20 protein-coding genes and 1 other annotated feature are annotated in these 21,402 nt (G+C 41.7%); of the genes, 16 read left to right on the top strand and 4 right to left on the bottom strand.

The genetic code is table 11. The features are described from left to right. Window positions 1-65 precede the first annotated feature (65 nt). From rluB to EYW48_RS05015, 3 genes are all read right to left on the bottom strand, one after another. Window positions 66-1,082 carry a 23S rRNA pseudouridine(2605) synthase RluB gene (gene rluB / locus EYW48_RS05025; protein ID WP_053309324.1) on the bottom strand — a complete coding sequence of 339 codons (1,017 nt, stop codon included), beginning with the start codon at window positions 1,080-1,082 and terminating at the stop codon, window positions 66-68. Between the two features lie 110 nt (window positions 1,083-1,192). Next, window positions 1,193-1,813 carry an L-threonylcarbamoyladenylate synthase gene (locus EYW48_RS05020; protein WP_168521758.1) on the bottom strand — a complete coding sequence of 207 codons (621 nt, stop codon included), beginning with the start codon at window positions 1,811-1,813 and terminating at the stop codon, window positions 1,193-1,195. After that, a complete protein-coding gene (locus tag EYW48_RS05015) occupies window positions 1,810-2,688 on the bottom strand; it encodes a PHP domain-containing protein (RefSeq protein WP_171981241.1) in 879 nt (292 codons plus the stop codon). Before EYW48_RS05015 ends, EYW48_RS05020 begins: the two co-directional genes overlap by 4 nt. Before the next feature lie 63 nt (window positions 2,689-2,751). Between EYW48_RS05015 and EYW48_RS05010 the strand changes: the two genes are divergently transcribed. The 15 genes from EYW48_RS05010 to EYW48_RS04940 all read left to right on the top strand — a co-directional run bounded on the left by EYW48_RS05010 (window position 2,752) and on the right by EYW48_RS04940 (window position 17,865). After that, window positions 2,752-2,889 (top strand): Trp operon leader peptide, encoded by a 138-nt coding sequence (locus tag EYW48_RS05010; protein WP_080996294.1) that lies wholly within the window; start codon window positions 2,752-2,754, stop codon window positions 2,887-2,889. Next, window positions 2,836-2,939: a sequence feature (Trp leader region), on the top strand. Its footprint overlaps the gene before it by 54 nt. Window positions 2,940-3,063: 124 nt before the next feature. Continuing rightward, complete coding sequence (locus EYW48_RS05005) at window positions 3,064-4,629, top strand: anthranilate synthase component 1 (RefSeq protein ID WP_171981240.1); 1,566 nt, start codon at window positions 3,064-3,066, stop codon at window positions 4,627-4,629. Window positions 4,630-4,634: 5 nt separating this feature from the next. Continuing rightward, on the top strand, window positions 4,635-5,225 hold the full coding sequence (locus tag EYW48_RS05000; protein WP_053309319.1) for an aminodeoxychorismate/anthranilate synthase component II: 591 nt from the start codon (window positions 4,635-4,637) through the stop codon (window positions 5,223-5,225). Between the two features lie 21 nt (window positions 5,226-5,246). Beyond that, entirely contained in the window at window positions 5,247-6,245 is a 999-nt protein-coding gene (gene trpD, locus EYW48_RS04995) for an anthranilate phosphoribosyltransferase (protein ID WP_277431956.1), read from the top strand. Window positions 6,246-6,250: 5 nt separating this feature from the next. Next, a complete protein-coding gene (gene trpCF, locus EYW48_RS04990; RefSeq protein WP_171981238.1) occupies window positions 6,251-7,660 on the top strand; it encodes a bifunctional indole-3-glycerol-phosphate synthase TrpC/phosphoribosylanthranilate isomerase TrpF in 1,410 nt (469 codons plus the stop codon). Window positions 7,661-7,717: 57 nt separating this feature from the next. After that, window positions 7,718-8,908 carry a tryptophan synthase subunit beta gene (trpB, locus tag EYW48_RS04985; protein ID WP_053309316.1) on the top strand — a complete coding sequence of 397 codons (1,191 nt, stop codon included), beginning with the start codon at window positions 7,718-7,720 and terminating at the stop codon, window positions 8,906-8,908. Further along, window positions 8,908-9,714, top strand: a complete 807-nt coding sequence (gene trpA / locus EYW48_RS04980; RefSeq protein WP_171981236.1) for a tryptophan synthase subunit alpha — start codon at window positions 8,908-8,910, stop codon at window positions 9,712-9,714. Before trpB ends, trpA begins: the two co-directional genes overlap by 1 nt. Window positions 9,715-10,040: 326 nt before the next feature. Further along, window positions 10,041-11,297 carry a dicarboxylate/amino acid:cation symporter gene (locus EYW48_RS04975; protein ID WP_274693921.1) on the top strand — a complete coding sequence of 419 codons (1,257 nt, stop codon included), beginning with the start codon at window positions 10,041-10,043 and terminating at the stop codon, window positions 11,295-11,297. Window positions 11,298-11,503: 206 nt separating this feature from the next. Then, entirely contained in the window at window positions 11,504-12,679 is a 1,176-nt protein-coding gene (locus EYW48_RS04970; RefSeq protein ID WP_277431955.1) for an acyl-homoserine-lactone synthase, read from the top strand. A gap of 374 nt (window positions 12,680-13,053) precedes the next feature. Then, entirely contained in the window at window positions 13,054-15,261 is a 2,208-nt protein-coding gene (locus EYW48_RS04965; RefSeq protein WP_277431954.1) for a hybrid sensor histidine kinase/response regulator, read from the top strand. A gap of 412 nt (window positions 15,262-15,673) precedes the next feature. Then, window positions 15,674-15,925 carry a hypothetical protein gene (locus tag EYW48_RS04960; RefSeq protein ID WP_171980999.1) on the top strand — a complete coding sequence of 84 codons (252 nt, stop codon included), beginning with the start codon at window positions 15,674-15,676 and terminating at the stop codon, window positions 15,923-15,925. 86 nt (window positions 15,926-16,011) lie between these two features. Further along, the gene (locus EYW48_RS04955) at window positions 16,012-16,575 is read left to right on the top strand and encodes a septation protein A (RefSeq protein WP_053309310.1); all 564 of its coding nucleotides are present in this window, start codon (window positions 16,012-16,014) and stop codon (window positions 16,573-16,575) included. Between the two features lie 111 nt (window positions 16,576-16,686). Continuing rightward, window positions 16,687-17,088 carry an acyl-CoA thioester hydrolase YciA gene (yciA, locus tag EYW48_RS04950; RefSeq protein WP_053309309.1) on the top strand — a complete coding sequence of 134 codons (402 nt, stop codon included), beginning with the start codon at window positions 16,687-16,689 and terminating at the stop codon, window positions 17,086-17,088. Between the two features lie 89 nt (window positions 17,089-17,177). After that, window positions 17,178-17,474 carry a YciI family protein gene (locus EYW48_RS04945; RefSeq protein WP_053309308.1) on the top strand — a complete coding sequence of 99 codons (297 nt, stop codon included), beginning with the start codon at window positions 17,178-17,180 and terminating at the stop codon, window positions 17,472-17,474. Window position 17,475: 1 nt separating this feature from the next. Continuing rightward, window positions 17,476-17,865 (top strand): GspS/AspS pilotin family protein, encoded by a 390-nt coding sequence (locus EYW48_RS04940; RefSeq protein WP_171980998.1) that lies wholly within the window; start codon window positions 17,476-17,478, stop codon window positions 17,863-17,865. A gap of 65 nt (window positions 17,866-17,930) precedes the next feature. Here the strand turns inward: EYW48_RS04940 and metE are convergent, their stop codons facing one another. Continuing rightward, window positions 17,931-20,222 carry a 5-methyltetrahydropteroyltriglutamate--homocysteine S-methyltransferase gene (metE, locus tag EYW48_RS04935; protein WP_277431953.1) on the bottom strand — a complete coding sequence of 764 codons (2,292 nt, stop codon included), beginning with the start codon at window positions 20,220-20,222 and terminating at the stop codon, window positions 17,931-17,933. 263 nt (window positions 20,223-20,485) lie between these two features. Here metE and metR point away from each other — a divergent pair, with 263 nt between their 5' ends. Continuing rightward, the gene (metR, locus tag EYW48_RS04930) at window positions 20,486-21,397 is read left to right on the top strand and encodes an HTH-type transcriptional regulator MetR (RefSeq protein ID WP_171980996.1); all 912 of its coding nucleotides are present in this window, start codon (window positions 20,486-20,488) and stop codon (window positions 21,395-21,397) included. Window positions 21,398-21,402: the final 5 nt, after the last annotated feature.

Here is a 21,402-nt window from a genome sequence, read left to right as displayed (position 1 = left end):
AGCTACCAATAAAAATCCCGAGCAAAGCTCGGGATTTTTAAAACTTCATTATCTCAATGTAAATATTAAGACTGGCGACGAGGTGCTTTCGCCTTACCTGCTGGGCTGCGACCATTGGGTTTGCGTCCACCTTGCTCTGCACCGCTATTGCGCGTGCTTGATGCAGGTTTACGACGACCTGTTGTGGTCCCATTGGTTGTACGAGTACTTTTCGGCTTACCTGTTGTCGTTGTCACGCGCTCTTCATGACGTTTAACAGCACGACGAATCTTCTGGCTACGTGAGCGTTCACGTTTACGCGACGTGTTGTCTTTACTTAGATCAAGCATCGTTTCTTTTTCAGGACGCAGTTCGACCAGTTCACGCAAGTAGTTGACATCTTTAAGATCAAGCTCTTTCCAACCACCACGAGGTAATTTCTTATCAAGGTAGATATCACCATAGCGAACACGTTTCAAACGGCTGACGGTTGTTTCTTGAGATTCCCATAAACGACGAACTTCACGGTTACGACCTTCGTTGATAACCACATAAAAAGTATGGTTCATACCTTCACCACCGGCATAAACAATATCTTCGAAGCGAGCCATACCATCTTCAAGTTGTACGCCCTTTACAAGGTTACGTACTTTTTGCTCGTTCACTTCACCGAAAACTCGCACCAAGTATTCACGCTCAACCTGACGGCTTGGGTGCATCAAACGGTTAGCCAATTCACCATCGGTAGTAAACAGCAATAGGCCAGAAGTATTGGCATCAAGGCGGCCAACAGAGATCCAACGAGAACCACGAATTTTTGGTAGGCGATCAAACACCGTACGTCGGCCTTCTGGATCATGGCGGGTACACAGTTCACCTTCAGGTTTGTAATAAGCTAGAACACGACACACCACTTCTTCTGGCGCTTTGACTGACACAACATGCCCATCAACTCGCACTACAGCGCTGTCATCTTCTAGGCGTTCGCCTAACGTAGCTACCTTGCCATTAACACTTACGCGCCCTGTTCTAATCAACGCTTCTAACTCTCGACGAGAACCATGACCTGCTCGTGCTAAAACTTTTTGTAACTTTTCGCTCATTTATTTACCTTTGTGTCGTCTTCACAGACGTCGAATGAAAAAATGCGACCCCAAAATCGCGGCCGCATAGTATCTCAAATTCTACGTCAAAAAGCACCCGTTTTGATTATCTACTCAAATGGTGTTGGATCACCAGCCCCAACACGAGTAATTACCATTTCATCATCGCTAAAATCAATTACTGTCGTCGGTTGTTCGCCTAAGTAACCACCGTTTAATATTACATCGACAGCATGTTCTAGACGATCGCGAATTTCTTCAGGATCAGACTCTGTATGTGTGTTCCCAGGCAGAATGAGTGATGTCGACATCAGTGGCTCACCCAATGCTTCCAATAAATCTAAAGCAATACGGTTATCCGGAACACGGATACCGATAGTTTTACGCTTCGCGTTCATAAGACGACGCGGGACTTCTTTGGTTCCTTTGAAAATAAAGGTATACGCGCCCGGTGTATTGTTTTTTAACAGACGAAAAGCGGTGTTATCGACACGAGCATAAAAAGAGAGCTCAGATAAGTCGCGGCACAATAGGGTGAAATTATGCTTATCATCAAGGCGACGAATTTGGCAGATACGCTCTAAAGCTTGCTTATTCTCTAGCTGACAGCCTAGTGCATAACCTGAATCCGTTGGGTATACGACAACACCGCCATTACGGATAATAGCAACCGCTTGGGTGATCAAGCGCGCCTGTGGGTTTTCTGGATGAACGTAAAAAAACTGGCTCATTGTAATTCCTCATTATCGAGTCTCTCGACTCTATCTATAGGGTTTAAACCCCAATCTTTCCAGACAGGTTCGACTCCAGAAGGCAACCAAAGGTTTCGCCCCAATTCCATCCACGGTGAGGGGTAATGAAAATCACTGCCTTGAGAAGCTAATAGTTTGTATTGTATAGCATAATCCGCCAAATTGCGTCGTTCTTGTTGCGCTTGTTGTGGTTGTGCCACTTCCATTGCATCACCGCCGGCTTCAACGAATGCGGTAATTAGGCGCTTGAGCCACTTGGTCGTCAAGTCATATCGCCCCGGGTGAGCCAACACTGCCAGCCCTCCGGCACCGTGGATCGCTTGGATCGCATCATTCATTGAACACCAGTTAGGCGGTACATAGCCTGGCTTGTCACGGGTAAGAAACTTTTTAAACACTTGCTGCATGTTTTTGGCAAACCCTTGCTCTACCAACCATTTGGCGAAATGAGCGCGGGTTATCGGAGCTTCCCCAGCAATCATTTGTACTTCTTCGAGTACCCCTTCACGAGTTGATTTTTGTAAGCGGTGTGCAATCAGTTCAGCACGTTTAACACGGTGGTTCTGCTGCTGCTCTATTAAAGCCACCAGCGGGGCAGATTTAGGATCGACATTTAACCCTACAATGTGGATGTCTTTATTCTGCCAAACGGTCGAAACTTCAATACCATCGATAAGTTGAATAGGTAGCTGATTCTGTTCGATATAGTCATGAGCCATGGCTAACGCATTGATGGTATCGTGGTCAGTAATGGCGAGTACTTCGATATCAAAGCTCAACGCCCTATCAATCAACGCTTGCGGAGAAAGTCTTCCATCAGAAAAAGTAGTGTGACTATGTAAATCAATTCTCATAATTTCAATTTGCCGTTTTTAAGGCTTGACTTTTCATCTCGGTACTAGTTAACTAGTACACAAATGCAAAGTACATATCTAAGGTTGACTATGTTACAAGAATTTAACCAAAACCATAATCACAATTTAAGCGCAGTTTCTGCTGAGCTCGATTGGTGGCGCACTTGGTCAAGTTCTTGGTGGGCTCACGTGTACTTTTAAAAGTAAACCACATATTCACGAAGCCCGCTTACATCAGCGGGCTTTTTATTTTGTCGGACAACTCACATTCAACTGAACAATAAAACAGCAAATCGCCTAAAACGTCGATTGGGTCATGAAAAGGATTGTGCGAGTATGAACGACAGGAACTTAAAAAATCATGAAGGATGTCTTGTGAACAAGGCCATTGAAATTAAAAAGTTAGGACGTATTGAATTGCTGAATACTTCAGTTCAATACACGCAGGATCCAACACGTCTTTTCCATTCACTTTGTGAATCAAAAACAGATTGTTTATTGCTTGAATCAGCAGAAATCGATTCAAAACAAGATTTAAAAAGCCTACTGCTGATTGATGCCGCTGTACGTATTATATGCTTTGGTCACGTTGTCACCTTTCAGGCATTAAGTGATAACGGGCAACATCTTATTGAGCACTTGCACCGTAATATCAAAGCGGACATTACACATCGTCTTCAAGGAGATACATTAACTCTCGAATTTCATGCTGCGTGCGATACGTTAGATGAAGATTCGCGCTTACGTGAAGCCTCTTCTTTTGATGCGTTGCGCCTTGTTCAGCACAGCTTTGACCTCACCAACCAAGATAAACACGCTCTTTTTCTTGGCGGCTTATTTGCCTACGATTTGGTGGCAAACTTTGAGCCACTTGGTGATGCAGCAGCGACAAACCAATGCCCTGACTATGTGTTTTATGTAGCTGAAACTCTGATGGTCATTGACCACCAAACCGAAGTTTGTCAGTTACAAGCCAGTTTATTTGAACCCACAGATGAAGTTCGTGTCGCTCTGAAAGCACGTTTAGCGGCTATTGCTGAGCAAAGCCTTGCACCAAAGCCGCTGCCTAAAGCAAAAACAATTGCCAACCTTGATGTCGTGCCTAGTGTCACTGATGAAGCCTTTTGTAATACCGTTCGTGATTTAAAAGAATACGTGGTGAAAGGCGATATCTTCCAAGTAGTGCCGTCACGCCGTTTCACGCTGGCTTGCCCTTCCCCGCTTGCCGCTTATAAGCAATTAAAAGAGAGTAACCCAAGCCCGTACATGTTCTACATGCAAGACGAACGCTTTACTCTCTTCGGAGCCTCTCCTGAAAGTGCATTAAAATACGCAACAGAAACCAACCAAATTGAAATCTATCCCATCGCAGGCACTCGCCGCCGCGGAAAACGCCCTGATGGCAGCATTGATTTTGATCTAGATAGCCGCATTGAACTTGAATTGCGCTGCGATAAAAAAGAGAACGCTGAACATATGATGCTGGTCGACCTTGCACGTAATGATGTCGCACGCATTTCTCAAGCAGGGACAAGGCACGTGGCCGATCTATTAAAGGTCGATCGCTACAGTCATGTAATGCATCTTGTGTCACGCGTAGTCGGTCAATTAAGAGACGATCTCGATGCACTGCACGCCTACCAAGCTTGCATGAATATGGGCACGCTGACTGGTGCACCAAAAATTCGAGCCATGCAACTGATTCGTGATGTAGAAAAAGCTCGTCGTGGCAGTTATGGCGGTGCAGTTGGCTACCTGACTGGTGAAGGCGATCTCGATACCTGTATTGTCATTCGTGCCGCTTATGTCGAAGATGGCATTGCGCAAGTTCAAGCTGGTGCGGGGGTTGTTTATGATTCAGACCCACAAGCAGAGGCTGATGAAACACGTGGTAAAGCTCAAGCCGTTATTTCCGCGATTCAAGCGGCACATAAGGAGTAGTCAAAATGGCTAATATTATTTTTATCGACAATTTTGACTCATTTACCTACAACCTTGTAGACCAGTTTCGCTCTTTGGGCCATAACGTGACCATTTATCGTAACAATATTGCTGCGCAAAACATTGAACATGCGGTTAATCAACTTGAAAATCCGGTTGTTTTACTCTCTCCAGGACCAGGAGCGCCCTCGGAAGCTGGTTGCATGCCAGAGCTTATCCAACGTTTAAAAGGAAAAGTACCGATGATTGGCATATGCCTTGGTCACCAAGCGATTGTCGAAGCGTACGGCGGTACCGTTGCAGGAGCCGGTGAAATCATCCACGGAAAAGTATCGATGATGGCACATCAAAACCATGCTATTTATCAACAGCTTCCATCACCACTAGCCATTGCACGCTATCACTCATTGGTTGCAACTCATGTTCCTAGCTCACTGACAGTAACCGCAGAAGTTGATGGACTAGTGATGTCTGTTGTACAAGAACAAGACAAAGTGTGCGGATTTCAATTCCATCCCGAATCTATTATGACAACACATGGCGCAACTTTGCTCGCCAATGCCATCGATTGGGCTTTAGCAGAACAGACAATTTAACCGGATTGAAAAGGACTTTTTATGGAACAGATCATTAATAAACTGTATGCCCAGCAGTCACTATCTCAAGCAGAAAGCCAACAGCTATTTGACGTCATCATCCGTGGTGAGCTTGATCCGATCTTAATGGCCGCAGTACTAACGGCATTAAAAATTAAAGGTGAAACACCACAAGAAATAGCTGGTGCAGCCAAAGCCCTGTTGGCAAATGCCTCACCATTCCCAAGACCAGATTACGATTTTGCCGATATCGTCGGAACTGGTGGTGATGGCTCAAATACTTTCAATATCTCTACCACTGCCGCTTTTGTCGCTGCTGGTTGTGGAGTGAAAGTCGCGAAACATGGTAACCGAGGTGTATCGAGTAAATCTGGATCTTCTGACCTTCTTGACTCATTCGGTATTAACCTTGCGATGAGCACGGAAGATACCCGCAAAGCAATCGATGATTTAGGCGTGGCTTTCTTATTCGCACCGCAATATCACGGTGGCGTTCGCTATGCGATGCCAGTACGTCAGACGATGAAAACACGCACCATCTTCAATATATTAGGACCACTGATCAACCCAGCACGGCCCAATATTGAATTGATGGGTGTTTATAGCAAAGAACTGGTTCGCCCCATCGCAGAAACCATGTTACAAATGGGTTTAAAACGTGCAGCAGTTGTGCACGGCAGTGGTTTAGATGAAGTCGCTATTCATGGCGAAACGCTAGTAGCAGAAATACGTGACGGTGAAATCATCGAATACACCCTTCGCCCAGAAGATTTTGGGGTCGACAGCTACCCACTTGAAGCAATTAAAGGCGGTGAGCCTGCGGAAAATAGAACCATTATTACCAACCTACTGACAGGAAAAGGCACTCCAGCTCAATTGGCTGCGGTTGCTGTCAATGTAGCTCTACTGCTTCGACTTTTTGGTCAAGAAGACCTTAAGGCCAATACAGAACAAGCTATAAAGGTGATGAATTCGGGCAAAGCCTATGAGCTTGTCCAACAATTAGCGCAACGAGGTTAAGCCAAATGTCTGAGCAACTCTCTGAACATATTTCAACGCAACATACTCAGATGGCTGAAGTGTTGGCAAAAATCGTCAATGATAAATACCAGTGGGTGGCACAACGTAAAGCAGTACAACCACTGGCAAGCTTTGAACACTTACTGACTCCTTCAGATCGCTCTTTTTATCAAGCACTCGATACAGGAAAAACCGCATTTATTTTAGAATGTAAAAAAGCATCACCATCTAAGGGATTGATTCGTGAAGATTTTGATTTAGATTACATCGCTTCCGTTTATAACGAGTATGCCAACGCGATTTCTGTTCTAACCGATGAAAAGTACTTCCAAGGTGATTTTGAGTTTTTACCGCGTGTTCGCTCACAAGTAAGCCAACCTGTTATCTGCAAAGATTTCATGGTTGATACGTATCAAGTCAATTTAGCTCGCCATTATGGCGCTGATGCTATCCTATTGATGCTTTCGGTGCTCGACGATAGTCAGTATCAAGAGCTTGCAAACCTAGCTCATGCTCTTGGGATGGGCATTCTTACCGAAGTCAGCAATGAGGAAGAACTTCACCGCGCGGTCGCATTAAAAGCGAAAGTGATTGGTATCAATAACCGTAACTTGCGTGATCTTTCTACCGATCTCAATCGCACTAAGCAACTCGCACCTTTATTGCCCAAAGAAACCATCATCATTTCTGAATCGGGAATTTATACCCACCAACAGGTGCGCGACCTCGCCCAATATGCCAATGGCTTTTTAATCGGTAGTTCGCTAATGGCTGAAGACAATTTGGAACGAGCTGTTCGTAAAGTCACATTGGGTGAAAATAAAGTGTGTGGCTTAACTCACCCAGACGATGCAGCTAAAGCCTACCAAGCAGGGGCTGTATTTGGCGGATTAATTTTTGTGCCACAGTCAAAGCGGTGTATCGATGTTGAAACGGCCAGTTCAATCATCAACAGTGCCCCTTTGCATTATGTGGGTGTTTTCCAGAATCATCAATTTGAATACGTCGCACATACTGCATCAACACTCGCACTGCATGCGGTACAGTTACATGGCGATGAAGATCAAACTTATATTGATTCATTAAGAACGGCCTTACCAGACAACATCGAGATTTGGAAAGCTTATGGCGTAAGTGATCATTTACCGACTTTCATTGAGCATAACGTTGATCGCCACTTACTCGATGCCAAAGTTGGCATGCAGTCTGGCGGAACTGGAACCAGTTTCAATTGGCAACTGTTGACCAATATCAGAGATGTCATGTTAGCGGGTGGGATATCTGCAGACAATGCCCAGCACGCGGCCAGTTTTGGCTGCTTAGGGTTAGACCTAAATTCCGGAGTAGAAAGTGAGCCTGGAAAAAAAGACCTGCACAAGCTGACCCAAGCTTTCAGCGAGATTAGAAATTATTAATAACACATTTATTACCGTTGAATCGCTCAGCGGTAAAATAGAATAAGGAATACAATTATGGCTAAGCTCGATGCTTATTTTGGTGAGTATGGTGGTCAATATGTGCCACAGATTTTAGTACCCGCTCTCGATCAATTGGAACAGGCTTTTATTGATGCACAAGAAGATGAGCAATTTCGCTCAGAATTTATGTCTCTGCTTCAAGAATACGCAGGCCGCCCAACTGCACTAACCCTGACTCGCAACTTGGTTAAAGGGACTAAAACGAAACTGTACCTCAAACGTGAAGATCTACTGCACGGCGGCGCACACAAAACCAACCAAGTACTAGGCCAAGCACTGTTAGCTATGCGTATGGGCAAGAAAGAGATCATTGCTGAAACCGGTGCAGGTCAACATGGTGTAGCAACAGCACTAGCATGCGCATTACTCGGTTTAAAATGTCGTGTCTACATGGGAGCAAAAGACGTGGAGCGCCAAAGTCCCAACGTGTTTCGTATGAAACTCATGGGGGCAGAGGTCATCCCTGTTCACTCCGGTTCTGCCACCCTAAAAGATGCATGTAATGAAGCTTTACGTGATTGGTCTGCCAGTTATGAAACAGCTCACTATTTATTAGGCACTGCCGCAGGCCCTCACCCGTTTCCTACCATTGTTCGTGAATTTCAACGTATGATCGGCGAAGAAACTAAGCTGCAAATTTTAGCACGTGAAGGTCGACTACCAGATGCAGTGATTGCCTGTGTTGGTGGTGGTTCTAACGCCATCGGTATGTTTGCTGACTTTATTGAAGAAAAGGAAGTACGTTTGATTGGTATTGAACCTGCGGGTAAAGGCATTGACACCGACCAACATGGCGCACCACTAAAGCATGGCAAGACTGGTATTTTCTTTGGAATGAAATCTCCACTAATGCAGGACGAGAATGGCCAAGTTGAGGAATCTTATTCTGTATCCGCAGGCCTTGATTTCCCATCGGTCGGTCCACAGCACGCATATCTCCATTCAATTGGTCGTGCTGAATACGACAGTATTACCGATGACGAAGCATTAGAGGCATTCCAAGCCATTGCACGTAACGAAGGTATTATCCCTGCGTTAGAATCGTCACACGCTGTCGCTCACGCAATTAAGATGGCTTACGCTGAACCAGACAAAGAGCAGCTATTGGTTGTCAACCTATCCGGTCGTGGTGACAAAGACATATTCACTGTTCATAAATTGCTAGAAGAAAAAGGAGCGTTGTAATGGATCGCTATCAAACTCTATTTCAGCGCTTAGCTGATAAAAATCAAGGTGCTTTTGTTCCATTCGTTACCATTGGTGATCCAAACCCTGAGCTGTCTTTGCAAATAATGCAAACCTTAGTCGATGCTGGTGCCGATGCGTTAGAGCTCGGGATGCCATTCTCAGACCCACAAGCTGATGGGCCAACAATACAAGGGGCAAACATTCGAGCGCTCGAAGCAAATACAACACCGGATATCTGTTTCGAGCTGATCCGTAAAATTCGTGAACAGCACCCAGACTTGCCAATTGGTCTGCTGATGTACGCCAACCTAGTGTACTCAAGAGGTATCGATAATTTCTATCAGCGTTGTCAAAGTGCAGGCGTTGATTCCGTACTCATCGCTGATGTTCCAACTAACGAAAGCCGAGATTTTGTCGCCGCAGCCGAGAAGTATGGGATTCACCCAATCTTTATTGCACCGCCAACAGCCAGTGACGAGACACTAGAATCGGTTGCGAAGCTTAGCGGTGGTTATACCTACTTACTTTCTCGATCAGGTGTAACTGGCACTGAAACCAAAGCGAACATGCCAGTTCATGCACTACTTGACCGATTAAATCAATTTGACGCACCACCGGCTCTACTGGGTTTTGGCATCTCGGAACCAGCTCAAGTTAAGCAAGCCATTGAAGCTGGCGCTGCGGGGGCAATATCAGGCTCTGCTGTAGTCAAGATTATTGAACAGAACATTGCTCAACCACACGAAATGTTAACTGGTCTTAGCAAATTTGTATCCAGCATGAAAGCGGCGACTATCCGATAATTATTCATCCAAACTTCGCTATGAGATCGATTTCTTACTCCAAAGTGGAAATCGATCTTTTTATTAACATGTAAACCCGACAGATAAAGCATTCACCAGCTCAGCAAAACAAAAGCCCACATTCACCACGACGATGGCAATCGTTTACCCGCGCGTTAAATACCATTTTAAATCAACTTACTATCAATATTATTGTCAATTCACTTTCATGCAATGTTGCTAAATGTGAAATATCCGTGTAAAAAGCTATACGAGATATTTATCCTACATTTGTTATTTATATAGTGGGTAATACTGGGATTTTACAATTAATTAGCACAGAGGTTATGGAAGTGTTAAAAGAGAAGAGTTTACTAAGCAACATTGGCGTTCAAGTCGTCATTGCTATGATCGTTGGTACCGCCGTTGGAGCCATGATGGGGCACGAGGCGGCGATGTTTGCCCCACTCGGCGTGATTTTTATCAACCTAATTAAAATGCTAGTCATTCCATTGGTTGCTGTTGCATTAATTTCTGGTGCTGCAGGCCTTGGTGATAGTCAATCAGCAGGAAAAGTTGGGGCGGTAACTTTAGGCTACTTTGCTGTAACTTCAGCACTAGCAGTTGCTCTAGCACTATTGATGGGTGAAGTGTTCCAACCAGGTATTGGTATCGATGTGTCCGGTGTAGAGGGGATGTTTTCTGCCGAATACGCATCAAAAGGTGAATTACCTACTTTTTGGGCGACCATCACAGGTATGATTCCAACCAATGTTTTCCAATCACTGAACAATGCAAACATTCTACAGATTCTTGTCTTCTGTCTATTTTTCGGTGTTGCCATCTCTAAGCAAAGCAAAGAAAAACGTGATCCAATCATCAATGGCGTAAACGTTATTGTTGATGCGATGGTTTGGATGATCAACAAAGTAATGATCATTGCACCGATTGGTGTCTTTGGCCTGATGGCAGAAGCCGTAGGTACTTTTGGCTTTGGTGCGTTGATGGTGGTATTTAAACTATTTGTTGTTTACGTTGCTGCAATTTTGATTTTTGGATTTATCGTTTACCCATTGATGATCCAAATATTCACAAAAACATCAGCAAAAAAATTCATCCTTGCGATGAAAAAACCACAAGCCGTTGCCTTATCAACCGCCTCTTCCATGGCTACGCTACCAGTAACGATGGATACGGTAGAACATGAACTTGGTGTACGTAATTCAACCGCCTCTTTTGTGTTGCCATTAGGTGCAACAATTAATATGAGTGGTAATGCAATTTACTACGGCCTAGTTGCCATTTTCTTTGCTCAACTATTTAATATTGACCTTTCAATGGGTGCCTATATTGCAATTATTGTTACCGCTACTTTAGGCGCAGTAGGCCAAGCCGGTGTACCTGGTCCTTCATTCCTTGTGGTTGCCGTTCTATTAGCGGCAGGTATTCCAATTGAAGGCTTACCATTATTGTTTGCGCTTGACCGTATCTTCGATATGATCCGCACAGCCCTAAATATAACGGGTGATGCTGCTTGTGCTGTCATCGTAGATTCTCTTGTAGAAGAAGAAATAGAAACTGAATTTCAAAAACAACAAGCTTAAATCCACCTTGCTAATAAATATCGATGGGCTACCGAAAGGTAGCCCTTTTTTTTATTTAAAATGAGAGAGCCTGTAATAAACAGATAGAATTATAATTGAATATAAAAAACACCACTGATATTTTCCACTATATAGATATGGCACTAATTATTAAAATAGCCATTCTTACATAAAAACAAAAAACGTCAGTAGCGAGAACAACATCAATGAATATAATTAAATCCATAAAAAAAGAGCTTTCTATCAATAAAAAAATCAACATCGAAAATGTATTCAATATAACCAAACAAGTAGAAAAAAACATATCCAATTCTATTTGTCATGATTTGTTATTTAGCAGACTATCCATCACTCATCAAATTGATCCATCTACTAAAAAACTTAATATTGCAGGTTGTGTTAAATCTCCCGCTTATAAGCAGTCACTTACTCATAAAGTAGCTAATTGGCCAGAAGAATATCACTTGTTAGAAAAACTAATTCATCGAGAATTTCTAAACCTGGCTCAATTTTGGTGCGAATTCGAAATATACAAGATTAAATCTAAATATCCAGAGAGTGAGAATAATGAATATAAAAAATTACCATTATTGGAAGAAGCGTATCACTCTAAGATAGTTGAGGATATACAATCATCTCAGGAATTATACTACACGCTGCATCATACACAGCCCATGTCATTATCCGATGCTGTATTGTTAATGAATCTTTCAACTCTTATTGCAGATAAGGGGTGGTATGAAATGTTAGAAAGTTTAACAATATCATCTACAGGAAGGCATTTTATACTACTGGAAAAAACTAGCGAACCAATTTGCACAATTGTTGGTTCCGCTAGAATTCAGCTGTGGAATGAACGCCATAACTGGCTTTCATTTTCTCCTTTTTTTACCAATGAAGGTTGGCAGCCATGCATCCCTGATAGTATTAAAAACAGCCCCATTCATGCCAAAATTTTCAAGACTAGTTGTATACCAAAATTAGATTCTATTCATTCATTCGAAAAATATTTCGATGAAACTATTCTCAAAAAAAATCATATATGTGAGGTTATTAGACTTAGTGTAAGTGGAACAGTCCAAGAATGTATATTTTATTTATTCCTTACACAAAAACACCTTATAAGAGAATTAGATGCAATGGGTTTCTATATGGCTTACGTCATAATAGAGCAGCCTTGGTTGATGAATTTTTATCAAGAATTAGAACTTGACTGTTATTTTAGCATTAGTTATAAAAACTTAAATGACACCGAAAGAAACACATACAAAGGGTTTTGGATTATCCCAAATTTAAAAACTGAGCTTAACAATACATCGTTTAAAAATTACAAAAAAATTGTCATTCAAAACAAGAAAAAAAGTAACTACAGGAACTTGTAATGTTAGAAAACATCACGTATCCAAAAGGTTTTTTTTTAATATCATCGTCTCTCATTGTTCTAGCATGGCTACTGTATTTCTGTAGATCTCTGAGAAAGAATTTGTCAAAAAATAAAATAGAGAGTTGGAAATACAACAAGTATGCAATGACACATTTATTTTATATTATTTACGCTTCAGGTTTATTTATATGGATTCTAATGAATTCGTATTTCCACACTAATTATTTAATGATATATCCACCTGGGAATGCAATATACATAGCGACATTAGCAAATCTAGCTGCGTTTAGCTCCTTCGCTTCTGCATTTCTATTTTCATGCAGTCTGCGCTCGACCATTTCCTCGGTCCCTACTCCGGCTTGGAAGTATGCATTGCTAGCTGTTGTTTCATTATATGCTTACATTGTGAATATCGTTCCAGGGTTAGTAATTAAATCTATCGATATTGTTGCCCCAAGTGATTTCATAATAAAATTTGGCCCCTGCACTAGTGGTTTTTTTACTGGATTTATCTTAATTGTTTATATGACCTTCAGCAATCTATTACACTTAAGAAAAGCAACGAACAGGCTTGGTAAGACCAAGATGAATTATATGCTTTGTGGTATAGTAATTTTTATGGCCTCAACGGCAGTTCTAAATATTGGTTTTACTTATTTACTTAACGATTTTTCACTCACTTGGCTGCCACCAGTGCTCTCAATCAGTGAAACATTATTTTTTGGTTATGCTTTACTTACCGTTAGGTTTTATAGCTGTCGATATCTCATGTATGTATTAGCATTAGTATTCTTGCTTATTATTATATACATAATTCCTTTTGTTTTTATAATTATATTTACATCGAAAATTTCAATTAAATTACTTTGCATAATCGCAACAATGTGGATTCTCTTATCTGCAGCAAGTTGGAATAACATTCATAAGCTCGTTAAGATGACTTCATCTAAACTTATTTATGGTTCAACTGTCACGCCTATTGATAAAATTCTAAATCTTGAACACGACTTCCAAAATTCTGTAGAAGCATCTATCCATAAATTGGCCGAAGTCCTCGACATTCCAAAAGAAAAACTACAACTGGTCACCAATGATTATAATAATGATAACTACTCTGAATATCTTTCTACTCATCGTTCGATATTAATCGCAGATGAAATAAGTGATGAACTGGTGCTGACAGAAAAATTACATAAATTACAAGAGAGAATGGGCTCAAACAATACTGCTTTAATCTTGCCTCTTTTTGATCAAGATTACAAAGTTTCACATTTATTGGTATCTCAGTATAAAACTGATGGTTCGCTGTTCTCAAATGAAGAAATAAAAGCTCTACAATTTCTCATTAGTAAAGTTCAAGGTTATATCAATGCTCATAGAAAAATAACTCAGTATCAATCACTTGCCCACTCCATTGCCCATGAAATGCGAACCCCATTAGCTATGGTTCAGCTTCAATTTGAAGAGTTGAAAAATAAAATTGATGCTAATCAACCAGTCTCAGAATTGTTCGCTTCAATAAACAAGGGGAAAACAGCCATACTAAACGGAAGGCAAATAATTGACATTATATTACATGAAGTACGAAATTCATCTACGAAACCGGAATCAACATCTTTTTATCGAATATCTTACGTTATTTCACAGGCTCTAAGCCGATACTGTTTTGAAAATGATGCTATTCGTCAACGAGTTGTTTTTCATAACAATCAGGATTTTTTAGTTAATTTGAATGATACAATGTTTAGCTTTGTTATTTTCAATCTAATAAGAAATGCTACTTACTATTTTGACTCTCATCCTAATAGTAAAGTGGATATTATTATTGATACTGGCCAACAAGAAAATTGTGTCATATTTAGAGATACTGGGCCAGGTATAGATACCCGTATAAGTAAAAAGATATTTGATGACTTTTTTACATACAATAAGAATGGAGGTAGTGGGTTAGGATTGAGCTACTGTAGGCGTGTGATGGAAACCTTTAGTGGACGTATAGAATGCCATTCCATTCCAGGTGAGTTCACGGAATTTAAGCTTTACTTCCCTACTGTAAACATTACTAATAAACAGTACCCTTTTTGCTTATCAGCACTAACTACACAAGATTTATATACTATCAAAGATAGCGTGAAAGCATTCAATGTAGATAATATGACACCCATCAAGAAAACCATATTAGTTGTTGATGATCAGCCAGTTCAAAGAGCGTTAGTCAAAGTTTATTTAGAACAGCTTGGCATGAATGTTATTCAAGCTCATAACGGAGAATCTGCTATTAACCATTTTTTAAATAGTCACATAGATTTAATATTAATGGATATTCAAATGCCTAAAATGAATGGTTTTGATGCAAGTAGGCGAATTAAGCAACTAAAGCCATCCATACCCATTATTGCCCTTTCCGGAGAGTCTTCTGAATACGACTTAAGTTTAATCGATAAACTGATGGATGGGAGATTGGTGAAACCAACGACTAAAGCGGAGTTACAAGCCGCCGTTTATAGATACACAGCTAATCCCAAGCATGAAGCCTCCCTATGTCTAAACAACTTAGAATTGCAGGTAGACGGCAAGTAAGTGAATCCCCTTAAGCGGAGATAAACGATGTGATTGAGGTAAGCTACGCTGCCAACGTCGCTGCAACTTCAAATAGGAAGTATATACATAGCTTAAGTATGGTTGCTTGTATGTGATTATTTTGCATTGCAATTTGCAAAATCACATCATGTACGCCTAAAGTTAAGTTGTAGATTCATGTAATAGACGAGTACATCATTGGCATTAATATTGCAAAGAGCAAATATCCCCCTTCATGTGTTTATACCTAAATAACTTGAAGTTTCAGGTCGGCGGCAAGTAAGTTCATTCCAATGAGCATAGATAAACGGTGTGATTAGGGTTAGCGGACATAGCCAACACTGCTACAGTTTCAAAAATGCAAAGTATGTGATTTTTAACAAGAGTGAAGGATGAACTTGGAGTCTCAGTAATGGATATACACAGAAATGCTTATTACAGTTTAATTCACGATGGAATCAAAGAACTGATGATTGACCGTATTGGTCATTTTAATGAAGTCGAGTACCGTCAATATCTTGGCTTCATTACAGGTAAAGATTCTTGTTTTTCAATGACAAATGAAGAACTTGTAATTACCGTCGCTAACCTTAAAAGCGAAGGTTATTTAGAAGATATGAAGCGTGGCATCTCACAATTAGAACCTAGCGGTTGGGAAAGGTAATTTGTGTCGAATTGCCTCTTCCTATTTAGCTATAGCGTACTTTTCGTTAGACTGTCGTCAACATTCCAACCAAAGTGTTCATACTGATGAAACAACTTATTGATTTTATTCCACTGATTATCTTTTTTGCTCTATTTAAAATGTACGATATTTACGTAGCGACAGGTGCATTAATTGTCGCTAGTGCGGTACAAATTGCCCTAACTTATGCGCTCTACAAGAAAGTAGAAAAAATGCAACTCATCACTTTTTTGATGGTGGCTGTATTTGGTGGGATGACGATATTCCTACACGATGATAACTTCATTAAATGGAAAGTCACCATTGTCTACGTTGTCTTTGCCTTAGGTCTCACTATCACCCACATTATGGGTAAATCGGCAATCAAAGGGATGCTTGGCAAGGAGCTATCTTTACCTGATCATGTTTGGGCCAAAATTAATTGGGCTTGGGTACTGTTTTTCTGCGTCTGTGCTGTTTTAAATATCTATATCGCGTACCGATTGCCTTTAGACGTCTGGGTAAACTTCAAGGTATTCGGTTTACTAGCCGCAACGTTTGCCTACACTCTACTCACTGGGGTGTTTATTTATAAACATTTACCTAAAGAAGATAAAGCGACAGAAACCAATCAATCTAAGGACAGCTAACTACTCATCCGAGGACTCTGAGGGTGTAAATCATGTCTTGTTTCGCTATAATCGACAGTCATTTCACAGCGACCATTTGGTCGCTGTTTCGTTTGTTGCGGATGTCTAAAAATGAATCAGGAAAATAACGCTCCTAGAGGTCAACTATTGCTGCGCACCCTTGCAATGCCAGCAGATACAAATGCCAATGGTGATATTTTTGGCGGATGGATCATGTCTCAGCTTGATTTGGCTGGCGCCATTCTAGCTAAAGAGATATCGAGTGGACGGGTGGTCACAGTTTCTGTATCCAGTATTACTTTTAAAAAGCCAGTAAAAGTCGGTGATGTTGTCTGCTGCTACGGTGAGTGCACAAAAATTGGACGAACGTCGATGTCAGTAAACCTTGAAGTGTGGGTGAAACCTATCAAGCAAGATAGTGTCGGCGATCGATTCCAAGTGTGTGAAGCCACTTTTAACTATGTCGCCATCGATGCAAATGGACGTCCACGAGCTATTAACCCGGGTAGCTGATCAAAAAATTGAGTTTGATTACTTTCAATCTCTATCGGTTTGAGTACATTAAGGCTTCGACTGAAAAATCAATCAATAAGGACATCAATATGTGGTACGTCATCTTCTCACAAGACGTGGAAAACTCTTTGGAAAAACGCATGAGTGTCCGACCGCAACATTTGGAGCGCTTACAAAAACTGCAAAATGAAGGCCGGTTGCTTACAGCTGGACCTATGCCTGCCATTGATTCTGATAATCCCGGAGAAGCAGGGTTTACTGGCTCAACCGTTATCGCTGATTTTACGTCTTTACAGCAAGCGCAAGCATGGGCTGACGCTGATCCCTATGTTGAGGCTGGAGTTTATCAACACGTTATCGTTAAGCCGTTTAAGAAAGTGTTTTAAAATGAAAAAATTCGCCTTTGTCGCCGCTATTATTACGTTAATGGTTGGCTGTAGTTCAAATGCTGACCAACAAGAACACCTAGAATTGTTAGCAAGTAACCGAGCCAGTGCCATCAGTAGTGAATTACCTTTAGAATTCGGTCCTCTTTCGGTTATGAGAGCCATTTCAAAAGGCAGCACCGTTGAAATTATGATGCTTTACAATTCTGATCACCAAGGTGCCAAGCCTATTGATCAGGTAGTGAAAACAAGTATTAATGTCTACTGTTCTGACGCTTTAACAAAGTCAAACCTTGATATCGGTTTAACTTACCGTATTCAGATTCGTAATAATCGTGGTCAGTTGATGATCGACCAGTTAGTGACTAAAGAAAGCTGTACTGTCCAATAGAGATTATTTAACTGCGCTCTTATTGTATAAGGCCTCATCCTGAGGCCTTAATTAGATCAAAGAACCTAGCGGTCAAAGGTTAGCTCTTTACGTAGTGCTTTGGCTGCCAGAACTAAATTGGTCAACGCTGCTTCAGTCTCAGGCCAGTTACGTGTTTTCAAACCACAATCTGGATTAACCCACAGACGCTCCGCTGGGATCTTCTCGGCCGCTTTTCGGACTAAACCCTCAATCCATTGCTGTGATGGAATATTCGGAGAGTGAATATCGTACACTCCTGGTCCTATTTCATTCGGGTAATTGAATTCTTCAAACGCTTTCAGCAGTTCCATATTAGAACGCGATGTTTCAATAGTAATCACATCGGCATCCAATGCTGCTACAGAGTCAATAATTTCATTAAATTCGCTGTAGCACATATGAGTGTGGATCTGTGTCTCTGGCTTCGCACTGGCGGCTGAGATTTTAAAGGCCTCCACCGCCCATTGTAAATACGCCTCATGATCACGCTTTTTCAGCGGCAAACCTTCTCGAATAGCAGGTTCATCAATTTGGATTATATTAATGCCTGCCTGTTGTAAATCTGCGACTTCGTCACGCAACGCAAACGCCAATTGTTGAGTAATTTCCTTACGAGAAATATCTTCACGAGGGAATGTCCAGCATAAGATCGTTACTGGCCCTGTTAGCATGCCTTTCATCTGTTTAGACGTTAGCGACTGAGCATAAGTTGACCACTTAACGGTTATTGGCTTCTCTCGCTCTATATCTGTCACCACGATGGCTGGTTTAACACAACGAGAACCGTAACTTTGAACCCACCCAAACTGAGTGGTTTGAAAGCCCGCAAGATTTTCAGCAAAATATTCCACCATATCGTTACGTTCAGCTTCACCGTGCACCAATACGTCCAAATCTAATGCCTCTTGGCGTTTTACAGCATCGGCAATGTGGCCTTTTAATGCCGCTACATATTCGCTTTCAGAAAGTTGACCTTGGCGATAAGCACTACGTTGGGTGCGAATTTCCGCTGTTTGAGGAAAAGAACCTATCGTTGTTGTTGGCAAAAATGGCAAACCAAGAACTTCCGCTTGGTGATGCGCACGCTCTGCATAAGGTGCGCTTCGCTCCGACAATGCAGAAGTAATACTATTTACGCGAGCTTGGACCTGAGGTTTATTCACATGAGTTGCACTCTGACGCGCTACAATCGGCAAACTATAGGTATCACAAGATAAAATAGCGGCTGGATCGCCATCTAATGCCTTGCCCAATAAAGCCACTTCCGTCACTTTTTGCTTAGCAAATGCGAACCAACTTTGAACCTCAGTTGATAAACTTTGCTCAAGATCTAAATCTATCGGGCTATGCAGTAGTGAGCATGAACTCGCAATCCATAATCGCTCACCCAACTGATTTTTCACCGGCTGTAAACGAGCTAATAACGCAGCAAGATTGGCTCGCCACACATTTCGCCCATTTACGACCCCCAACGAGAGTACCCAATCACTTGGCAACTTTTCGACTACAGCTTCAAGCTGTTCTGGAGCGGCGGAAAGGTCGATATGTAAGCCGTGAACCGGCAGCTCAACAATCTTATCGAGCGTATCAACCACCGAATCAAAATAGGTAGTTAATAACAATTTCACATCACCACTGATCACTTGGTAAGCCAGTTTTAGTGCATCTTGCCACTCTTTTTCTAACTCTAACGATAAAATCGGTTCGTCGATTTGCACCCATTCAACGCCTTGTTTAGCTAACTTGGCAAGAATGGTTTGGTATGCGGTTAACAAACGAGGTAATAAAGTGAGGCGATCAAACCCTTCTTCTATTTCTTTACCTAAATAAAGATAACTAAGTGGACCAAGCAGTACCGGTTTCACTTGATGCCCAGCCTTCAACGCTTGATTAGTTTCTTCAAATAACTGTGGCCAACTGACACTAAACGTATCATCTTGGCTAAATTCGGGCACAATGTAGTGGTAATTCGTATTAAACCACTTAGTCATATCTGACGCTGCACTACCAGCACAGCCACAGCTTGCTTGTGATTGACCACGGCCAACGCGAAACAAAGTGTCTAAATCAGGAAAACCATTATTGTGGCGCTTAGGAACATGTCCGAGTAGCAATGTGGTGGTGAGCACATGATCATACCAAGCAAAATCCCCTACTGTTGTAAAACTAAGCCCAGCTTGCTGCTGTAGAGCCCAATTGTGCTGACGAATGGTGCTACCCACTTGTTTTAATTGATCTTGTGTACTTTCTCCACGCCAATATTTTTCAAGCGCAAACTTGAGTTCACGTTTTTCACCAATACGCGGATAACCTAAAATGTGTGTGGTTGTCGTCATCTTCCTAGCCCTTATTCTGTTGGTAGTGTTGAACTTTTATCTTGATAATTAAGAAGTCTAGATGGCTAAACTATCCACTTGAATGGGCCAGCGAACAACATCCAATTATTCAACATGTTCATTAAATAAATTCATGTTGTTTTCGACAACGTTAGGTTACCTCAAAATAAATAGCCATCTAGATGTTTACAGCTCCCTACATACAGCGTAAGTTAGTGCAATTAAAGCCATCTATTTCAAGAGATAATGAGGAAATAGTCACGATGATCGAACTTAAGCATTTGCGAACGTTAGCTTCGCTAAGAGATTCGGGTTCATTGACCTCGACCGCAACGTCTCTCCACTTAACACAATCAGCGCTTTCACATCAAATTAAAGATTTAGAGGCAAGAATTGGCGGGCAGTTGTTTTTACGCAAAACTCGTCCTGTAAAATTCACCTCAGAGGGAGAAATTTTACTCAAGCTTGCCGATGAAATTTTACCCAGAATGGCAAGAGCTGAAAATGAATTAGCGAGTCTGAAAGAAGACGTGAATGGGCGTTTGCACATGGCAATTGAGTGTCACTCTTGTTTCCAGTGGTTAATGCCAGCATTAAAGGAATATCAATTGGCTTGGCCAAGTGTCACGTTAGACTTTTCATCCGGCTTCGGTTTTGAACCCTTACCCGCTCTGCTAGCAGGAGAACTTGATCTTGTCATTACTTCCGATATTTTGCCTCGATCCGAAGTCCACTACGAGCCTCTATTCGACTTTGAAATGCGTCTTATCACCTCAACCGCTCACCCTCTTGCAGAAAAAACGATCATCGAACCTAGCGATTTAGCCTCGCAAACCATGTTGACTTATCCGGTCCAAAAAAACCGCTTGGACGTCGTAAAACACTTTCTGCAACCCGCAGGCATTGAGCCAGCAAAATGGAAACAAGCTGATAACACATTGATGTTGGTACAAATGGTATCTGCAGGTTTAGGGGTAGCCGCACTGCCTAATTGGGCAATCAGTGAATTTTCTAGGCAAGGACTGATCACCAGTAAGCCATTAGGTAACGGTTTATGGCGGCGGTTGTTTGCAGCCACCCGTCATAGCGAAAAGGATAAACATTATCTGCAAGCTTTTTTCGTCACCGCTCGACAACAATGCAAAAGCCACCTTGATGGCATCAAGATGGCTTGATAGTT

This window comes from Vibrio sp. 1180_3, from assembly GCF_029478545.1.
In the GTDB taxonomy this organism is placed as follows: domain Bacteria; phylum Pseudomonadota; class Gammaproteobacteria; order Enterobacterales; family Vibrionaceae; genus Vibrio; species Vibrio aestuarianus.
Note: the sequence above shows the minus strand (reverse complement) of the source record. Positions and strands in the feature narration are given on the sequence as shown.